Below are 18,467 nucleotides of genomic sequence, written 5' to 3'. Positions count from 1 at the left end.
ACCTTCAGGTAACCTAAAGAGTAAAATAGTTTAATTATTTTTGGTAGTATAGATGTTGAAAATGAGTCTTAATTTGTCTCATCACAAATCTAATAAAACAAAACAGATTAATATATAATTCTCATCGCTTTTGAACGAACTTATTTTAGAACTTGAAGAAATAACTCCTAAAGAATTTTTTGGAGCTCAAAATGCAAATATTAAACTCCTTAAAACATACTTTCCCAAACTTAAAATTGTAGCCAGAGGGAATACAATCAAAGCCTATGGTGATGAAGATTTACTCGAAGAGTTTGATCGTCGTATGAATATGCTTATGCAACATTTTGGTAAGTATAATAAAATAGATGAAAATGTTATAGAACGTGTATTGACGAGTCAAAGTAGCGATGATTATGACACGTCTGCAAAAAGCGGTGAAACAATTGTTCATGGTGTTAATGGTAAAATTATCAAAGCGCAAACCGTAAACCAACGTAAATTGGTTGAGAGTATGCGTAAAAACGATATGGTGTTTGCTATTGGACCTGCGGGAACAGGTAAAACCTACACAGGAGTTGCTTTAGCAGTAAGAGCTTTAAAAGCAAAAGAAGTGAAGCGTATTATTTTAACGCGTCCTGCGGTAGAAGCTGGTGAAAATTTAGGGTTTTTGCCAGGAGATTTAAAAGAAAAATTAGATCCATACATGCAACCCTTATATGATGCACTTCGAGATATGATTCCTGGTGAAACATTATCACGTTTTATAGAAAACGGAACCATTCAAATTGCACCTTTAGCGTTTATGCGTGGACGAACATTAGATAATGCTTTTGTGATTTTAGATGAAGGTCAAAACACCACACATGCTCAAATGAAGATGTTTTTAACACGTATGGGAAAAAGCGCCAAGTTTTTATTGACAGGTGATCCTGGTCAGGTAGATTTGCCTCGTCGTTCAATTTCAGGATTAAAAGAAGCGCTTCTCGTATTAAAAAATGTTGAAGGTATAGGCATGATTTATCTCGATGATAAAGATGTCATTCGCCATAAATTAGTGAAGAAAGTCATTGAGGCTTATAAAAGTATAGAAAATAGAGAGTAATTTTTTTAGGAGCTTATTCCAGCTTTCGGCAGTCGCTCTCTTCGAGGAGCTCCAACAATGCCTCCATTGCGAAGCACTCATTGAAGACTGATAAAAGTAGAGGTGTACTGAAGTAATCTGGGCTAGGGCTTTAGCAATGTTTAAAGATTAGATAATTGCAGATATCTAAACGAACAAATAAATCAACGCATAAACGTTTAAATAATAATGAGTAACACAATAACAGAATCCAATTTCAATTTCCCAAACCAAAAAAGTGTTTATAAAGGGAAAGTAAGAGCAGTCTATAATATTAATGACGAAGAGTTGGTCATGATTGCAACAGATCGTTTATCGGCTTTTGATGTTGTGATGCCAAAAGGAATTCCTTATAAAGGACAGATTTTAAATCAGATTGCAACGAGTATGATGAAAGCAACTGAAGATTTGGTGCCAAATTGGTTAACTGCAATTCCAGATCCTAATGTAGCTGTTGGTCATATATGTGATCCTTTTAAGGTTGAAATGGTGATTCGTGGTTATATGTCTGGTCATGCAGCTAGAGAATATAAAGCTGGTCGACGTTTGCTTTGTGGTGTTGAAATGCCAGAAGGTTTAAAGGAAAATGATAAATTTCCTGAGCCTATTATTACTCCAGCAACTAAAGCAGAAATGGGAGATCATGACGAAGATATTTCTAGAGAAGACATCATTAAACGTAATATCGTTTCCGAAGAAGATTATTTAGTACTTGAAGATTATACACGCAAACTCTTTCAAAGAGGCTCAGAAATTGCAGCCTCTAGAGGACTCATTTTGGTAGATACAAAGTATGAATTTGGAAAAACTAAAGACGGAAAAATTGTATTAATTGATGAAATTCATACACCAGATTCTTCACGTTATTTTTATTCGGAAGGGTATCAAGAACGACAAGATAACAATGAGCCACAAAAACAATTGTCTAAAGAGTTTGTGAGACAATGGTTAATTGCCAACAACTTTCAAGGTCTCGAAGGGCAAACAGTTCCAGAAATGAGCGACGACTATATCAAAACCGTGAGTGATCGTTATATTGAGTTGTATGAGAAAATTATGGGAGAAGCGTTTGTTAAGGCAGATGTAGCTGATATTGAGAGTAGGATTGAAAGGAATGTTTTGGCGTATTTAGACAAATAAATTTTAATACATTGTATTGGGATTCGCAGAATCTTTAGGAATTTGTTGAATACTATCCCAATGTTCACAAATTTTACCTTGGTCATCAAACCTGAAGAAATCCATGGTAATATATTGGTCATTTCCAGGTCAAGTTTGGTGAGTATGCAATGCTACTAAATCATCTTCGGCAATAGAACGTACAAATTTAATAGACTTTTCTGGATATTCTTGTTGCATGCGTTCAAAGTAATCTATGAAACCTTGTAATCCATCTGCAACATCTGGATTGTGTTGAATGTAATCGTTTCCAACAAAAGTTTGAACAGCATTTCTGGGATTGCCTTCATAAGCCATTTTGTAAAAGGCTATTGCATTTTTCTTGTTTTGTTCTAGATTCATTTTTCTAATTTTAAGTTACAAAACATAATTATTAAAAATAGTATCTAACGCTTTTTGAGCATCATCACATAAACCAGGATGTGTTTTAGAACATTGCATTATGGTGCTTTTTGGTGCTGCTAGCCATCTAAATCGGTCGGATAATTCGAATTGACCAATTGCTCCTCCATTTGGGTGACCATCACAAATTAATTCCCAAGCTTTAAGGTGTTCATTTAAATCATCAATATCTAATTCATCAGTAAAGGCATTTAGTTTTATTGGGTCAATCTTATATTTAATCCCTAGAAATTTTTTACGTTTAGAAAATAAAATAACACCAACGTTAAAGAATTCTTCACGTTCTACTTTAGGTACAATTCTAATAATCGCATATTCAAAAGTGACTTTATCTTGCATCTTCAGCTTCTTTAACTAATTTATCAATCATATTTAGTTTCGCATTTAAATACGTTTCATAAGCAGCTCTCATCTCATCAGGAGACATTGTATCAGATTCATTTAGCAGCCAATCTTCTGGTATTAATGAGATGATCTCTTTTATTTTATCTGTATTTAAAGTGTTAGTAATATGGTTTGATGCTTCATCTAAATTTGTGGCGCTTTTTAGTAGGACGTGATCTTTTATAAGCGGAAATGTTCTAATGAGATGATTTTCCCAAGTGCTCCAATTGTGATGAAAATAGAAACTTGCTCCATTATCAATCACCCATAATTCTTTATTCCAGTTTAATAGATTCGTGTTTTTTACTGTTCTATCTATATTGCTAATAATACTGTCTAGTAAAACTATTTTTGAAGCTGTCATAGCATCTACTTCAAAAACTAATGGATCATAAGTTATTGCACTTGATAAAAAATGCAACCCTAAATTAAGACCTACGCTAAATTTTAATAAATCTTGTATTTCTTCATCTGGTTCTGTTTTGCTGAACGAGTCATCTAGATTCATAAATACCAATTCAGGGATATTTAATCCGATGGCACGTGCTAGTTCTCCACCAAGAAGTTCTGCAATGAGCGCTTTTTTTCCTTGTCCAGCGCCTCTAAATTTTAAAACATAGAGAAAACCATCATCTGCCTTAACGATTGCAGGAAGTGAACCTCCTTCTCGTAAAGGGTTTAAGTATTGTACAACATTTACTGTTCTTATATCAATTGTATTCATAAATACTAATGTAGTAAAAGTTTTAGTTTTTAATTTTTTGTGTCAATTTCCGTACACCTTTATAAATAAAAGCATTTGTCTTCACATAATAAAACGATATTAAACAAACAACGACCATAAAAATGATTGCACCAAAAATTGCTTGTGTAGGATTTAATGCTTTAAAATAAAAATGTTTAAGTCCAAGTCCTGTGAAACTTCCGAAAATGATAATAAAATGTATCACATAAATTGACAAAGTTTTCTGTCCGATTTTTCCAATCAGTGAACCCTTTAAAAAAGGTTCTGCTGCATAAAAAACGCCAAATAGCAACAGCACATTTCCGAAGCGAGTAAAGAGATAATTATAATACGCAGCCGATTTAAAAAGCTCAATATCTGTCCAAAAATGGAGTTTCATTAGGATAAAAGACGAATATTCTACCAAGAAGCTTCCGAAGATAAAGAAACTTAAAACCGTCACCAATCGAAACCTATTTCTATGCACATGAGAAAAGAACACTGTAGCTAAAAATCCGCCAAATGCTGTAAACCCAAACCAAGGTAAAATAGTAAAAATAGAACCGTTTGCTTTAGTCATATAATTGGCTAAAATTATAGGCACATGACTTAAATCTAAGTTACGATATAAAGGTTCTGTTAAAAAGCAAAAGCAACCTATAGTAAATAAAAACATTGAAAGTAGCCAAACATGTTTTTTAAATAAAACATAACAACCAATGAGAAGGATTAATGATAGGCCAATGCATTGCAAGACATCAATAACAAAAATATATGTATTAAAATTCCCATATAGCAAGTCAAAAATATTGATACGAAGTGCATAACCAATACCTATTAAAAGTAATCCTCTGTTTAATCCTTTTTTGATTCTTGATGTATCATCACCTTTATCTTTTGCTCGTAACAGCAAGTATAAAAACACCAAGCCAGATATGGTAAAAAACGTAGGAGCAGTAATGCCTCTAAAGTAAGACCATACTTGATAAGCCATATTCGTTTCGTCTCTATAATTTGGGTTGAGAAGTGTGTCAATAAAATGGCCTTGTAGCATCATTAAGATGGCAAAAGCACGTACAGCATCAATAAAAAAGAGTCGGTTGGTTTTCAAAAATGGTAAGTTTAAGAATGTACACGTTTAAAGTTTTTGAATTTAAGCGAAAATTATAAATTTTGGGACATGATGAAGTTATTTTTTATTTGCATAGTTTCGCTACGGAAGAAATAAAAGTCAAAATTCTGGTGCAAGAGATTAATTTTTTAGCGAATTGAAAAATTTTTGATGAGTACACTAAAAGATATTTTTAATTTTTATGTTGACTAAGTTTAATATCTTAGAAGGATAATTCACTATTTATTTATGGAATATATCAACGAATTTGCGAGTAAGTTTTCATCATTAGCTTGGGGAATTCCGCTACTAGTGTTACTTATTGGAGGCGGATTGTACTTACTCATTGTCTCAAGATTTTTGCCATTCAGGTTTTTTGGTCATGCCATACAAGTGCTGCGAGGCAAGTATGATAATCCTGATGATCCTGGAGAAATTAGCCATTTTAAAGCGTTGACGACTGCATTGTCTTCAACTATTGGGATGGGAAATATTGCAGGTGTCGCTTTAGCAATTTCGGTTGGTGGTCCTGGAGCTATGTTTTGGATGTGGATTAGTGCAATAGTAGGTATGAGCACTAAATTTTTTACCTCTACGTTAGCAATTATGTACAGAGGTAAAGACAGTAATGGTGATTTGCAAGGTGGACCTATGTATTTTATTACTGAAGGTTTAGGGAAAAACTGGAAGTTTTTAGCGGTTATGTTTTCTTTCTTCGGAATGTTGGGAGCATTACCTGTCGTTAATGTCAATCAATTAAAACAAGCGATCAATGACATTATTTTAATACCGAATGGCGTAGAAGTCAGTTTAGGAAGTAACCTAATTATAGCAGCTGTATTAGTCATATTTACAAGTGTTGTTATTCTTGGAGGTTTAAAACGTATTAGTAATATTGCTTCTAAAATGGTACCATCTATGGTGATATTGTATTTTATTTTGGTGCTTATAATCCTCGGAATCAATTATACAGAAGTTCCAAAATACTTCTTCATGATTTTTACAGATGCTTTTGAAGCTGGACATCTAGATGCAGAAAGCAATAAAGATGTTTTAGGAGGTGTTCTTGGAGCGCTTGTATTATTAGGAATTAAACGTGGAGCATTCTCAAATGAAGCAGGAATTGGTACAGCACCAATGGCACATGGTGCAGCAAAAACAGATGAGCCTGTAAGAGAAGGATTGGTTGCAATGTTAGGTCCTGTGATAGATACTTTGATTGTGTGTACATTAACTGCATTAGCCATTTTAGTGACAGGTGTTTGGGAAACGACTTCAGATAATGGAGTGACTTTGACAGCTTCTGCGTTTCAAAATGCAATGCCTGCATACGGACAATATTTACTCATGATTTGTGTGTTCATCTTTAGTATTTCTTCGTTGTTTTCTTATGCTTACTACGGAACAAAATGTACGTCGTTTCTTATTGGAGCAGATAAAAAGCACTATTATAATTATCTCTATATTCTCAGTATTATTTTGGCAGCAACAACACCTTTTGAAGCGATGATAAATTTTATAGACGGTATTTTTGCGTTTATGGCAATACCTACGATGTTAGCTACAATTATTATGGCACCAAGAGTTGTGAAAGAAATTAAGGCGTATAGAGAACGATTAAAAGATGAAACTATCTAGGTTATACGCTTTTTTTTGTAGCTTTAACAGTATGTGATGTTAAACCAAGTTTAATATAATTACGCAACCTTTTTCCATAAGTTGTATCTTATTAATAGATTAACTATAAAATACGTAACATTGAAATCAAATTTATTTTTATTTCTATTTCTACTATGTAATATACATCAGTCTACTTCACAAGATGAAAAAGTATTATTTATAGGTAATAGCTACACGTTTGTTGAAAACATTCCGAATATGTTATATGAAGTTGCTAATTCTGCTGGAGATGTTCTAATCGTTGAAGCAGAAACTACAGGAGGAGGTACTTTTGAGCATCATGCTACAAGTCAAGATGTAACCAATAAAATTAATTCAGACGATTGGGATTTTATTGTTCTTCAAGGTCAAAGTATTGAGGTTGCATTAACTGGACTATATTTTGATTTTAATGTAGCTCCATATGCTGCTCAATTAATTGAAACAATTAGAGATAATAACAATTGCACACAGCCAATATTTTATAATACTTGGGGACGTAAATTTGGTATTTCAGGATCACTTTGCACATCCTATCCTTGGGTTTGTACCTATGAAGGAATGGATGATGAATTAGCTCAAAATTATAGAATTCTAGCAGATACACATGATGCTGTAATTTCACCAGTAGGTCCAGTTTGGAGATACTTAAGAGAGCATATATTTCCTGTACCTATAGAGCTCTATCAAATTGATAATTCTCATCAGAGTTTGGAAGGTGCTTATGCTTCTGCATGTACTTTTTATTCTATTATTTTAAGAAAAGACCCAACTTTAATCACATACAATCCTGGAATAGATCCTGTTGCTGCTTTTCATATTAGAAATGCAGTTAAAGTAGTTGTATATGATCAATTAGATTTATGGAAAGTAGGTGAGTTTGATCCAATATCCAGCTTTTTATATTCTGAAAATAATGGAGCAGTCTCATTTACAAATACGTCATCAAATGCTACCAATTATGCTTGGGATTTTGGTGATGGATCAACATCAACTGATGAAAATCCAATGCATACCTATAGTGAGAATGGAGATTATGATGTTGTATTTACAGTGACTGCATGTGGAGTTTCACATACCTATAGTGAAACAATTAGTGTTAATTCATTAAGTTTGAATGAACATGAATTAAGTGAATTGAAGATGTTTCCTAATCCTGCACAAAATTTAATTTCATTTAGTGGGTTTAATTTCGAAAATATAAAGAGTATAAGCTTATATGATTTGTTAGGTAAGAAATTAAAAATAAATCGTAATCAAAACGAAATGGTCATTGATATTTCAAAACTTAGTATTGGAAGTTATTTTATAGAATTTATTGCTAAAAATGGCTCGAAAGAGATACGAAGAGTGATTAAGAAGTAGTTTTTTTAGATTGCCACTAGATAAATTCAATCATTTAGTGATAGACATTTTAAACTGTTGAGGTGTCATAAGTTCCATTTTTTTGAATTGTCTGTTAAAGTAACTTGTATTATTAAATCCAGACTTAAAAGCAATTTCAGACATTCTAAAATCCTTAGATTCTTTAATTAACTTTTTTGAAAATTTTATCTTTTCAGAATTAATATAATCAATAGGAGAGATGCCTAACGTATTTTTAAATTGCTTGTGAAAATGAGACGTGCTCATGTACGCTTTTTTTGCTAATAGATCAACGGTAATATCTTTATTGGTTAGGTTTTCTTTGATGAATTTAATTACAGATCCAATTCTTGTATCATTAAAAATTTGATCCAGATTCGCTAATATTAAAGACTTAGCCTTGGTTTGTAATAATCTTACAATAAGTTCTTGGATCATGAGGTCTAACAAAACATCTTTAGATTTATTATTGTTAGTAAATGTATAGGTTAAACGTTCTACGAGATGATTAACATCTGTATTATTAATTAAATGTGAGGTGTTAGCGTCTAAATCCCAAGTATTGTTTTCATTTTCAATGCTAACAATTCTATTAAAACTCTCTACGACTTCTTCAATTTTGTTAGTGTCGATACCTAAGGCTAGACATTGCGTAGGATCGTTTTCTGTAGCTATAGGGAAATCGATAATCATTTCTTTGTTTGTAGGCATAACTACAGATTCTCCTGGAAAAAAATCAAAAGAAGGAATGCCATCTATATGCATCACTTTTTTTCCGGTGAGCATACTAGCAATTATTGGAAAATCAAATTTCAAAGCTACTTTTTCAGCAAAAGCATGAGTTTCATAGATGTTTAATTCTGCATATTCAGCATTATATGTCGTTCTATTTTCAACTAACGTTGAGAGTTTTCTATGGCTTTTATGATGATTTAATAAATGACTCATACACAATATTACAAAAAATATATACTCCTATTTATATAATAATAGATATGTTCAATATAATGATAAATACGTGCAATTGATTTAGGATTTGATAAAATATCTTTATAAAAATTATCTATTCAATAATATTGAATGTAAAAAGTTAAGGATTTAACAAAATCATTCTTCGGCTTTTAATATGTGATTTATAAATAGATAGTCAGTTTAATCACTTAAAAACAATTCACAAATGAGTTATTCAAAACCAAAATTTAAAGAGAAATACGGCAATTTTATAAATGGAAAATTTGTAGAACCCATAGGTGGTCAATATTTTGAAAATACTTCTCCAATTGATAATAGTTTAATTGCAAAATATCCGCGTTCTCAAAAAGAAGATGTAGAATTAGCTTTAGACGCAGCAAATGCAGCAAAAGAAGCTTGGGGAAATACATCAGCAACAGAAAGATCAACCTTATTAAATAAAGTAGCAGATATCATTGAAGCTAATTTAGAAGAGTTTGCATTAGTTGAAACATGTGATAACGGTAAGCCGATTAGAGAAACTCTAAATGCAGATATTCCTTTGGCAGTAGATCATTGGAGATATTTTGCTGCTTGTATACGTTCTGAAGAAGGTAGCGCAACAGAATTAGACCAGAATACCTTATCCATGAATATCAAAGAACCTTTAGGTGTTATTGGTCAAATAATCCCATGGAATTTCCCATTATTAATGCTATCCTGGAAATTACCTCCAGCTTTAGTCACTGGAAACTGTGTGGTTTTAAAACCTGCAGAACAAACGCCATCTTCAGCAACTTTATTAATGGAGAAAATTGCAGAAGTATTTCCTCCAGGTGTTGTGAATATTGTACATGGCTTTGGTCCAGAAGCAGGAAAACCTTTAGCGTCTAGTTCTAAAGTGGATAAAGTTGCATTTACAGGAGAAACAACTACTGGTCAATTAATTATGCAATACGCTTCTAAGAATCTAAATCCCGTAACGATGGAATTAGGAGGAAAATCGCCTAACGTTTTCTTTAATTCTGTTATGGATGAAGACGATGCATTTCTAGATAAAGCTATTGAAGGTGCTGTTTTATTCGCCTTTAATCAAGGTGAAGTGTGTACGTGTCCTTCTAGAATATTAGTTCAGGAAGATATATATGATGCATTTATGGAGCGTGTCATAGAAAGAACAAACGCTATTATACAAACAAGTCCCTATGATGTAAATTGTATGGTTGGTGCACAAGCATCAAATGATCAATATGAAAAAATTCAATCCTATTTCAAAATAGGAAAAGATGAAGGCGCAAAAGTTTTAACAGGTGGAGCCGCTAATAAATTAAGTGGAGATTTAGCAAACGGATTTTACATTAAGCCTACATTATTAGAAGGTCATAATAAGATGAGAGTGTTTCAAGAAGAAATCTTTGGTCCTGTAGCATGTGTCACTAAATTTAAAGATGAAGCAGAAGCTATAGAAATTGCAAATGACACATTGTACGGACTAGGAGCAGGAGTGTGGACAAGAGATGCGCATCAGTTATACCAAATTCCAAGAGCCATTAAAGCAGGTCGCGTTTGGGTAAATTGTTACCATGCTTATCCTGCACATGCACCATTTGGAGGTTATAAAAAATCTGGATTTGGTAGAGAAAATCATGTGATGATGCTTAATTATTACCGTCAAACTAAGAACATGTTAATCTCTTATGATAAAAACAAATTAGGTTTCTTTTAGAGATTTGTTGATTAATAGCGATATAGGCTGGGTTACAATTGTGATTCAGTCTTTTTCATAACTTTATACTATGGAAAGAATAGCAATTACAGAAAAAGCAGCAAAAGTTTTAGAACAGCTCAAAGCAAAACATGGTGACTTAATTTTTCATCAAAGTGGTGGCTGTTGTGATGGATCTGCTCCTATGGTTTTTGAAAAAGGTGATTTGTATTTAGATGAAAGCGATATCCTATTAGGAACATTACATGACGTGAATTTTTATATGAATCAAGATCAATTCGAATATTGGAAGCATACACATCTAACTGTAGATGTAACCGAAGGTCGTGGAGCTAGTTTTTCATTAGAAATTCCTTTAGGTCTTCGGTTTCTAATTCATTCTAGATTATTAACTAAAGAAGAAGAAGTGTATTTTAATAGTTAATTTTGAAAAAATAGTTCACTTCTATAGTTTAAGCTCTAAAATCAACGTTATTCTTGATTTTAGAGCTTTTTTTATTGATAATATTTAAATTTTTAACAATTGACTTTAAATTTTATTGCTAAATTGATATATTTATGCTAAATTGATATATATGATAGTAGAATTGTGTCCTAATTGTGGGTCTGACCACTATATAAAAAGTGGAATTGTTAATGATAGACAGCGTTATAAGTGTAAAAAATGCAATTATTTTTTCTCGGTAAACAAGATAGGGAAGAAGATAGACGACTACTACGTTAATAAGTCGTTACAGTTGTATTTAGAAGGACTCACTTATAGAGAGATTGAACGTATTTTAGGAATCTCTCACGTTAGTATCATGAATTGGGTTAAAAAATACAATATTAAACGTCCTTATAACTCAAATTATCATCCAACTTATAAGATTTTAAATGCTTCGGAATTAGGTGTTTATTTTAGTAACTCAGAAAATATTAAAGGTGCAGGTGTTGTCGTTACTGAGTTAGGAGATAAATTTATGTTAATTAAATGGGAGCGTTTTAAAGATTAGTATAATAAATTAACAAAAAGATATATTAATTTTCATTTAACACATTGTTTTTAAGAGCTTAGTAGTGCACACAAAACCAATTATTACTAACTAATCCTTTAAACAATGAGAAAACAAACCCTTTTATTGGTTGGACTCTTTTTTATGTCCTTTCAATTTATGATTGCTCAAGGCTCTCCAGATTATGATGGAGGACTTAAGTTTAAATTTAACGAAGATGGTTCTAAATATCTTCGATTGATTTCTTGGGCTCAAGTTCAAGCGAATTATAACACAGACGACACATTTGATGCCAACGGAAACGAGAACAGTAAATTAAATTTTAATTTACGTCGTGCTCGTATATTAATGTTTGCACAAATCAATAAAGACTTTTTAATCGTAACCCACTTTGGATTAAATAGTTTAACAAGTTCAACATTAAGTCCAACAGGAAAAGGAGATGGTTCTCAACTCTTTTTTCATGATGTTTGGGCGCAATACAATTTAGGTAAAAACCATACAGTTGGTGGAGGTTTACATTACTTTAATGGTATTTCTAGATTAAACAATCAAAGTACGCTTAACATGATGACGTTGGATAACAACCGTCAATCGTGGGCAACTATAGGTTTATCAGATCAATTTGCACGTCACTTAGGTGTCTTTGTAAAAGGTAAATTTGATAAGCTTCAATATCGTGTGGCAATAAACGATGCTTCTGTTGCATCTTTAGATGATCGTACAGCTATTGCTGGAGGAGATGCTGTTTATAATGGACGTGCTAGACTAGGTTCTAAAGATGCAGGTAAAACATTCGCAGGTTATTTTGATTATAATTTCTTAGATCAAGAATCTAATTTTCTACCTTATAAAGTGGGTAGTTATTTAGGTGGGAAAAAAGTGTTTAATGTTGGAGCAGGTTTCTTTTTGCATCCTAAAGGATCAGTTATAGATACTGGTACTGCTTTAGCTCCAAATCTTGAAGGAGAAGATGTTTCAATATTTGCTTTAGATGCTTTTTATGATGCACCAATTGGTGATAATGGAAGTGCAATTACTGCATATGCAGTATTTCAAAGTAATGACTACGGAAAAAACTATTTATACAGTGCCTATGGTACTGGAAGTATGATTTACAGTCATATAGGATACGTTTTCAAAGGAGATACAGCAAAAACAAGATATCAGCCTTATTTAAGTTATGGTACACATAGTTATGATGCAGTAAGTGATGACAGATCAACATTAGGCATTGGTGTAAATGCTTATATGAGTGGACATAATTCAAAATTAACTTTAGAATATAAAAATGAACAATTTGGAGCTTTAGATGCAAATACCATTTCGCTTCAAGCTATGATTTATCTATAAAAACTAACAACTATGAGTGAAAAACAAAAAAACGCATCTGCGTATTGGAAAGAAAATCTGAGGTATTTAATTGTACTTCTTGTGATCTGGTTTGTCGTATCCTTTGGATGCGGAATCTTATTTAGAGAAGAATTAGATGCATTTAGACTAGGTGGTTTTAAGCTAGGATTCTGGTTTGCACAACAAGGATCTATATATGTGTTCGTAATTCTAATTTTCGTATACGTAAGATTAATGAATAAACTAGATAAAAAATATGGTTACGACGAGTAATCCTTAACTAAACTTAAAACAAAAAATTATGAGTGTTCAAACATGGACTTGGTTATTAGTAGGGATTACATTTGCCCTATATTTCGGAATAGCAATTTGGGCTAGAGCAGGCTCAACAAAAGAATTTTATGTTGCTGGAGGAGGTGTCTCTCCTTGGGCAAATGGTATGGCAACAGCAGCCGACTGGATGAGTGCTGCCTCATTTATTAGTATGGCAGGACTTATTTCCTTTTCAGGATATGATGGCTCTGTTTACCTAATGGGTTGGACAGGTGGATATGTGCTTCTGGCATTACTGTTAGCGCCATATTTGCGTAAATTTGGTAAGTTTACTGTGCCAGATTTTATTGGAGATCGATACTATTCAAATACAGCAAGAACAGTAGCAGTAATTTGTGCTTTAATTGTATCATTTACTTATGTAGCAGGACAAATGCGTGGTGTGGGAATTGTATTTTCTCAGTTTTTACAAGTAGATATTAATTTAGGTGTTATTATCGGGATGACTGTAGTGTTAACCTTCGCTTTATTAGGAGGTATGAAAGGAATCACATATACACAAGTAGCACAATATTGTGTATTAATATTTGCTTTTATGGTACCTGCATTTTTCATCTCTATGCAAATGACAGGAAATATCATTCCACAAATAGGAATGGGAGGATCTGTAGAAGGTGGAGAATTTTTACTAGATAAGTTAGATAAACTACATACCGAACTTGGTTTTCACGAATATACAAGTGGAACAAAAAGTACTTGGGATGTTTTTGCTATTACATTGGCGTTAATGACAGGAACTGCTGGTTTACCTCACGTGATTGTACGTTTCTTTACAGTTCCTAAGGTAAAAGACGCACGTAAATCTGCTGGATTTGCACTATTATTAATTGCTATTTTATACACAACAGCACCTGCAATTGCAGTTTTTTCTAGAACAAATTTAATTGAAACAGTAAGTAATCAACCCTATTCTGAAATTCCAGAATGGTTTAAAAACTGGGAAGACACTGGTTTAATTGCATGGTCAGATAAAAATGGTGATGGTAAAATTCAATATGTTGCTGGAGATGCGCTATCTAGTAAAAAACCAATTTATGTAGAAGCAAGAGGAGCACATGGAGAGCGTATGGTTTCTAATGCAAGTGATGCAAAAAATGAATTATACGTCGATAAAGATATTATGGTATTAGCAAATCCAGAGATTGCAAACTTACCAAATTGGGTAATTGCATTGGTTGCAGCTGGTGGACTCGCAGCAGCACTATCTACAGCAGCTGGACTACTTTTAGTAATATCTACATCAATATCTCATGATTTAATTAAAAAACAATTAAAGCCAAATATTTCAGATAAAGGTGAATTAACTGCAGCAAGAATAGCCATTTTTGTTGCTATCTTAATTGCAGGTTACTTCGGTATTAATCCGCCAGGCTTTGTGGCAGCAGTCGTCGCGCTCGCCTTTGGGCTCGCAGCTGCCTCCTTTTTTCCCGCCATAATTTTAGGAATATTTGACAAACGTATGAATAGTCAAGGCGCAATTTCGGGAATGGTTGTAGGTATTGTTTTGATGTTATTTTATATGATGAAATTCAAGCTAAATATGTTTGGAGGTGGTACAAGCGCAGATTGGTGGTTTGGGACTTCGCCAGAAGGATTTGGTACCATTGCAATGGTTGTAAACGTTGTAATTTCAGTAGTCGTGTCACGTATGACACCAGCTCCACCACAAAATGTACAAGAAATGGTTGAGAGTATAAGAATACCTTCTGGAGCAGGTGAAGCTCACGATCATTAAATAGTTATTATTTGAAAATAATTTTTAATTTAATTAGTTAGAAAATCAGCATTACATTTATGTAGTGCTGATTTCTTATATTAGTAGCGTTATTATTTTTTCGCTTTCGCGGAAATGAAAAACAACCAACCAATGAAAAAACGCCATGAACAAAAGCTAGTCGTATTATCGATTGCTTTGTTTCTTATTTTTAATGTACCATTCATTCTTGTTTTTAATTTTGAAGGTGCAGTTTTTGGTGTTCCAACGCTATATTTTTCCATATTTTCTATTTGGTTATTGTCTATAGTAATTTCATATATCGTATTAAAACGTCATTATGAATAATTACACATTAGTCGCCATAATTATTATCTATTTAGCAGTGTTATTTTACATTGCTTTTCTTGCTGAAAAAAAACGCCAAAGTAAATGGGTTAATAACCCTTATGTATATACGTTGTCTTTAGCAGTCTATTGCTCTGCTTGGACCTATTATGGCAGTGTAGGTATTGCAGCAAATTCTGGAATTAATTTTTTGCCAATTTATTTAGGACCTGTTATAGCAGCACCTTTGTGGATTGTAGTGCTTCGGAAAATTATCAGGATTTCTAAGCAACATAAAATTTCATCCATAGCAGATTTTATTTCTCTTCGCTACGGAAACAATAGGTTTCTTGGAGCATTAGTGACTATTGTTTGCTTATTTGGAACACTACCTTATATTTCATTACAACTAAAGGCAGTTTCAGAAACTTTTGAAATCATGTCTGATGATACTAGTTATATTTCAACAACAGTAATAGACGATTCTACATTTTATGTCGCATTGTTGTTAGCCATATTTGCCACTTTTTTTGGAACCCAAAATGCAGATGCATCCGAAAAACACAAAGGAATCATTGCTTCAGTAGCTTTTGAGTCGGTTTTAAAACTCGTATTCTTTTTAATAATTGGAGCATATGTGACGTTTTATTTATTTGATGGTACCACAGATATTTATAATCAAATATCCATAACCGAAAATTTTAAAGAACTCACCACACTTAGCGGAGTAGAAGATGGTTTTAATTGGTTGTTCTTAATTGGTTTATCTTTTATGGCTATTTTTTTGTTACCAAGACAGTTTCAAGTCTCCGTTTTAGAAAACAATAGAGAAAAGCATTTAAAAAAGGCGATTTGGTTGTTTCCATTGTACTTATTACTATTTAATATCTTTGTTATATTCATTGCTTGGGCAGGAAAACTAACCTTTGGATCTACTGAAAATGCCGAGTATTATTCATTATTATTACCATTAGAAAACGGAAATTCATTTTTAGCAACACTAGTATTTTTAGGAGGTTTTTCTGCAGTTATTTCAATGGTTATTGTGTCAACTTTGGCATTATCAACAATGGTAAGTAACAACCTGATTATTCCTTATGGTTTTCTAGATAAATTCATTAAAAATCAACCAGAACGTAATTCTAAATACATTAAAAGCATTCGTCGCATTTCTATTTTTACCATCATAATTACAGCCTATTTCTTTTATGTTTCGTTTTCAAAAGAACTCTCGTTGTATTCTATTGGTTTAATTTCGTTTGTAATAATAGCACAATTAGCACCTTCATTTTTTATTGGCTTATACTGGAATCGTGGCTCTTCAAAAGCAGCTGTTGCTGGTATTATTGTAGGTTTTCTTATTGCTGTTTACACTTTAGTCTTACCATTTACAATACAAGCCTATACAGGAACAGACGATTTTACACAGTATGGTTTACTAGGTGTTTCTGAACTAAAACCTTATGCTTTATTTGGTATCGATTTTTTAAGTCCACCAGCACATGCTTTTTTCTGGAGTATGACTTTTAATTTGATGTCTTATTTGGTGTTTTCACTAATTTCAAAAGGAAATTATCGAGAACGTAATTATGCCGAAATGTTTGTAGATAGTAAAAACTTCTCAACCCTTCAAGACAGTGCGTTGGTATGGAAAGGAGAAGCTTATGTGTCTGATATTAAAAGTGTGCTTGTTCGTTTTTTAGGAGAAAAAAGAGCCACACGTGCTTTAACTATATTTTTTACTAAATATAAATTACCACAAGACACTCAATTGGCAGATGCACGATTAATTAATTTTTCTGAAAAACTTCTTACTGGAAGTATAGGCTCTGCTTCAGCCAAAATTTTAATTGCAAGTGTGGTGAAAGAAGAACAGATTAGCTTGGTTGAAGTATTGAAGATTTTGGAAGAATCTAAAGAGAACATTGTCAGCAATAAAGTACTCTTAGAAAAGTCAAAAGAACTGTCTCAACTGTCTTCAAAACTAAAAGATGCCAATGAGGAATTAATAAGTAAAGACAAGCAAAAAGATGAATTTTTAGATACAGTTGCACATGAGCTCAAGACACCAATTACAGGTATTCGTGCTGCTACAGAACTATTGATGGATGAAGATGATGATATGCCAAAAGAGATAAAGGCACAATTTTTAAAAAACATATTGCAAGATTCTGATCGTTTAGGACGATTAATTCACAATATCCTGGATTTTGAAAAGTTGGAAACAGGTCGATTGAATCTGGATATGCAATACCACGACATTCAAAAAACGATCACCAAAGCCATTAGTAGTATTTCTCAAATAGCAGCAAAAAAAGACGTAAAAATCATAAATAAAAACCTACATGTGTTTAGTACTAATTATGATGAAGATCGTATACTTCAGGTACTAACCAATTTACTATCTAATGCTATAAAATTTTGTGAACCAAATACAGGTGAAATAATAATCGATTATAAGTTAGGAAATGAAATGGTAGAAATCTCTGTAACCGACAATGGTAAAGGGATTCCAGTAGAAGATCATGATTTTATTTTCGACAAATTTTACCAATCTCAAGATCAAAATACACGTAAACCACAAGGTAGTGGATTGGGTTTAGCTATTACAAAACAAATAGTAGATAAACACAACGGAAAAATTTGGGCTAAAAAAGGGTTAAAAAATGGTGCAACACTTGTTTTTACCATACCTTTTAAGTAAATTGTTGTCGTAAAGTATGAAGAAGAAAATTTTAATTGTTGACGACGAACCCAATATTGTGATGTCGTTAGAATACACTTTCAAAAAACAAGATTTTGAAGTGTTTATTGCAAGAGATGGAAGTGAGGCTTTAGAGATATTAAAACATCATATTCCTAATGTGGTTTTATTAGATATTATGATGCCTAACGTAGATGGTTATCAAACGTTAACTCATATTAAAAACACAGCCAGTTTAAAAGATACCAAAGTGGTGTTTTTAACTGCAAAAAATAAAGCTTCAGATATTGAAAAGGGTTTAAAACTCGGAGCAGATAAGTATTTAACCAAGCCTTTTTCAGTAAAAAAAATAGTTTCAGAAATATTGGAACTTGTAACTTAGAAATATTTTTTAAGTTTTTTTAAAATTGGTTTTGTGTGCAAACAAACTAAGTTTAA

General features: G+C 32.5%; 17 protein-coding genes and 1 pseudogene. 13 read left to right on the top strand and 5 right to left on the bottom strand.

Going from position 1 to position 18,467, the window contains the following annotated elements; all coding sequences use genetic code 11:
• Positions 1 to 130 precede the first annotated feature (130 nt).
• Both WNY78_RS07700 and WNY78_RS07695 read left to right on the top strand, forming a co-directional pair.
• A complete protein-coding gene (locus tag WNY78_RS07700; RefSeq protein WP_342872617.1) occupies positions 131 to 1,084 on the top strand; it encodes a PhoH family protein in 954 nt (317 codons plus the stop codon).
• Between the two features lie 207 nt (positions 1,085 to 1,291).
• Positions 1,292 to 2,242: a phosphoribosylaminoimidazolesuccinocarboxamide synthase gene (locus WNY78_RS07695; RefSeq protein WP_342872616.1), complete on the top strand. Its 951-nt coding sequence runs from the start codon at positions 1,292 to 1,294 to the stop codon at positions 2,240 to 2,242.
• Between the two features lie 3 nt (positions 2,243 to 2,245).
• Here the strand turns inward: WNY78_RS07695 and WNY78_RS07690 are convergent.
• The 4 genes and pseudogenes from WNY78_RS07690 to WNY78_RS07675 all read right to left on the bottom strand — a co-directional run bounded on the left by WNY78_RS07690 (position 2,246) and on the right by WNY78_RS07675 (position 4,902).
• Positions 2,246 to 2,623: pseudogene (locus tag WNY78_RS07690) on the bottom strand (ester cyclase).
• 15 nt (positions 2,624 to 2,638) lie between these two features.
• The gene (locus WNY78_RS07685) at positions 2,639 to 3,022 is read right to left on the bottom strand and encodes a DUF3037 domain-containing protein (protein ID WP_342872615.1); all 384 of its coding nucleotides are present in this window, start codon (positions 3,020 to 3,022) and stop codon (positions 2,639 to 2,641) included.
• A complete protein-coding gene (locus WNY78_RS07680; protein ID WP_342872614.1) occupies positions 3,012 to 3,791 on the bottom strand; it encodes a HipA family kinase in 780 nt (259 codons plus the stop codon). Before WNY78_RS07680 ends, WNY78_RS07685 begins: the two co-directional genes overlap by 11 nt.
• A gap of 22 nt (positions 3,792 to 3,813) precedes the next feature.
• Positions 3,814 to 4,902, bottom strand: coding sequence for a heparan-alpha-glucosaminide N-acetyltransferase domain-containing protein (locus WNY78_RS07675; protein WP_342872613.1), 1,089 nt, complete (start codon positions 4,900 to 4,902; stop codon positions 3,814 to 3,816).
• Positions 4,903 to 5,151: 249 nt separating this feature from the next.
• On the opposite strand from WNY78_RS07675, the gene WNY78_RS07670 reads away from it, so the two are divergent.
• Together WNY78_RS07670 and WNY78_RS07665 are read left to right on the top strand one after the other, a co-directional pair.
• Positions 5,152 to 6,540 (top strand): alanine/glycine:cation symporter family protein, encoded by a 1,389-nt coding sequence (locus WNY78_RS07670; RefSeq protein ID WP_342872612.1) that lies wholly within the window; start codon positions 5,152 to 5,154, stop codon positions 6,538 to 6,540.
• A 120-nt stretch (positions 6,541 to 6,660) separates the two neighbouring features.
• Positions 6,661 to 7,926, top strand: coding sequence for a PKD domain-containing protein (locus WNY78_RS07665; protein ID WP_342872611.1), 1,266 nt, complete (start codon positions 6,661 to 6,663; stop codon positions 7,924 to 7,926).
• A 30-nt stretch (positions 7,927 to 7,956) separates the two neighbouring features.
• On the opposite strand, the gene WNY78_RS07660 is transcribed toward WNY78_RS07665, so the two are convergent.
• Positions 7,957 to 8,874 carry an AraC family transcriptional regulator gene (locus WNY78_RS07660; RefSeq protein WP_342872610.1) on the bottom strand — a complete coding sequence of 306 codons (918 nt, stop codon included), beginning with the start codon at positions 8,872 to 8,874 and terminating at the stop codon, positions 7,957 to 7,959.
• Between the two features lie 229 nt (positions 8,875 to 9,103).
• On the opposite strand from WNY78_RS07660, the gene WNY78_RS07655 reads away from it, so the two are divergent.
• The 9 genes from WNY78_RS07655 (at position 9,104) to WNY78_RS07615 (ending at position 18,411) form a co-directional block, all read left to right on the top strand.
• On the top strand, positions 9,104 to 10,603 hold the full coding sequence (locus WNY78_RS07655) for an aldehyde dehydrogenase family protein (RefSeq protein ID WP_342872609.1): 1,500 nt from the start codon (positions 9,104 to 9,106) through the stop codon (positions 10,601 to 10,603).
• Between the two features lie 70 nt (positions 10,604 to 10,673).
• A complete protein-coding gene (locus WNY78_RS07650) occupies positions 10,674 to 11,027 on the top strand; it encodes a DUF779 domain-containing protein (protein WP_342872608.1) in 354 nt (117 codons plus the stop codon).
• A gap of 151 nt (positions 11,028 to 11,178) precedes the next feature.
• Positions 11,179 to 11,598 carry a hypothetical protein gene (locus tag WNY78_RS07645; protein WP_342872607.1) on the top strand — a complete coding sequence of 140 codons (420 nt, stop codon included), beginning with the start codon at positions 11,179 to 11,181 and terminating at the stop codon, positions 11,596 to 11,598.
• Positions 11,599 to 11,703: 105 nt separating this feature from the next.
• On the top strand, positions 11,704 to 12,951 hold the full coding sequence (locus WNY78_RS07640) for a hypothetical protein (RefSeq protein WP_342872606.1): 1,248 nt from the start codon (positions 11,704 to 11,706) through the stop codon (positions 12,949 to 12,951).
• Between the two features lie 12 nt (positions 12,952 to 12,963).
• The gene (locus tag WNY78_RS07635) at positions 12,964 to 13,224 is read left to right on the top strand and encodes a DUF4212 domain-containing protein (protein ID WP_342872605.1); all 261 of its coding nucleotides are present in this window, start codon (positions 12,964 to 12,966) and stop codon (positions 13,222 to 13,224) included.
• A 28-nt stretch (positions 13,225 to 13,252) separates the two neighbouring features.
• Positions 13,253 to 15,019 (top strand): sodium:solute symporter family protein, encoded by a 1,767-nt coding sequence (locus tag WNY78_RS07630; RefSeq protein ID WP_342872604.1) that lies wholly within the window; start codon positions 13,253 to 13,255, stop codon positions 15,017 to 15,019.
• A 132-nt stretch (positions 15,020 to 15,151) separates the two neighbouring features.
• The gene (locus WNY78_RS07625; RefSeq protein ID WP_194507847.1) at positions 15,152 to 15,346 is read left to right on the top strand and encodes a hypothetical protein; all 195 of its coding nucleotides are present in this window, start codon (positions 15,152 to 15,154) and stop codon (positions 15,344 to 15,346) included.
• Positions 15,339 to 18,029: a sensor histidine kinase gene (locus WNY78_RS07620; RefSeq protein WP_342872603.1), complete on the top strand. Its 2,691-nt coding sequence runs from the start codon at positions 15,339 to 15,341 to the stop codon at positions 18,027 to 18,029. Before WNY78_RS07625 ends, WNY78_RS07620 begins: the two co-directional genes overlap by 8 nt.
• Positions 18,030 to 18,045: 16 nt before the next feature.
• The gene (locus WNY78_RS07615; protein WP_194507849.1) at positions 18,046 to 18,411 is read left to right on the top strand and encodes a response regulator; all 366 of its coding nucleotides are present in this window, start codon (positions 18,046 to 18,048) and stop codon (positions 18,409 to 18,411) included.
• The last annotated feature ends 56 nt before the right edge of the window (positions 18,412 to 18,467 follow it).

The organism is Psychroserpens sp. AS72 (assembly GCF_038900375.1).
Classification (GTDB): Bacteria; Bacteroidota; Bacteroidia; order Flavobacteriales; family Flavobacteriaceae; genus Psychroserpens.
Note: the sequence above shows the minus strand (reverse complement) of the source record. Positions and strands in the feature narration are given on the sequence as shown.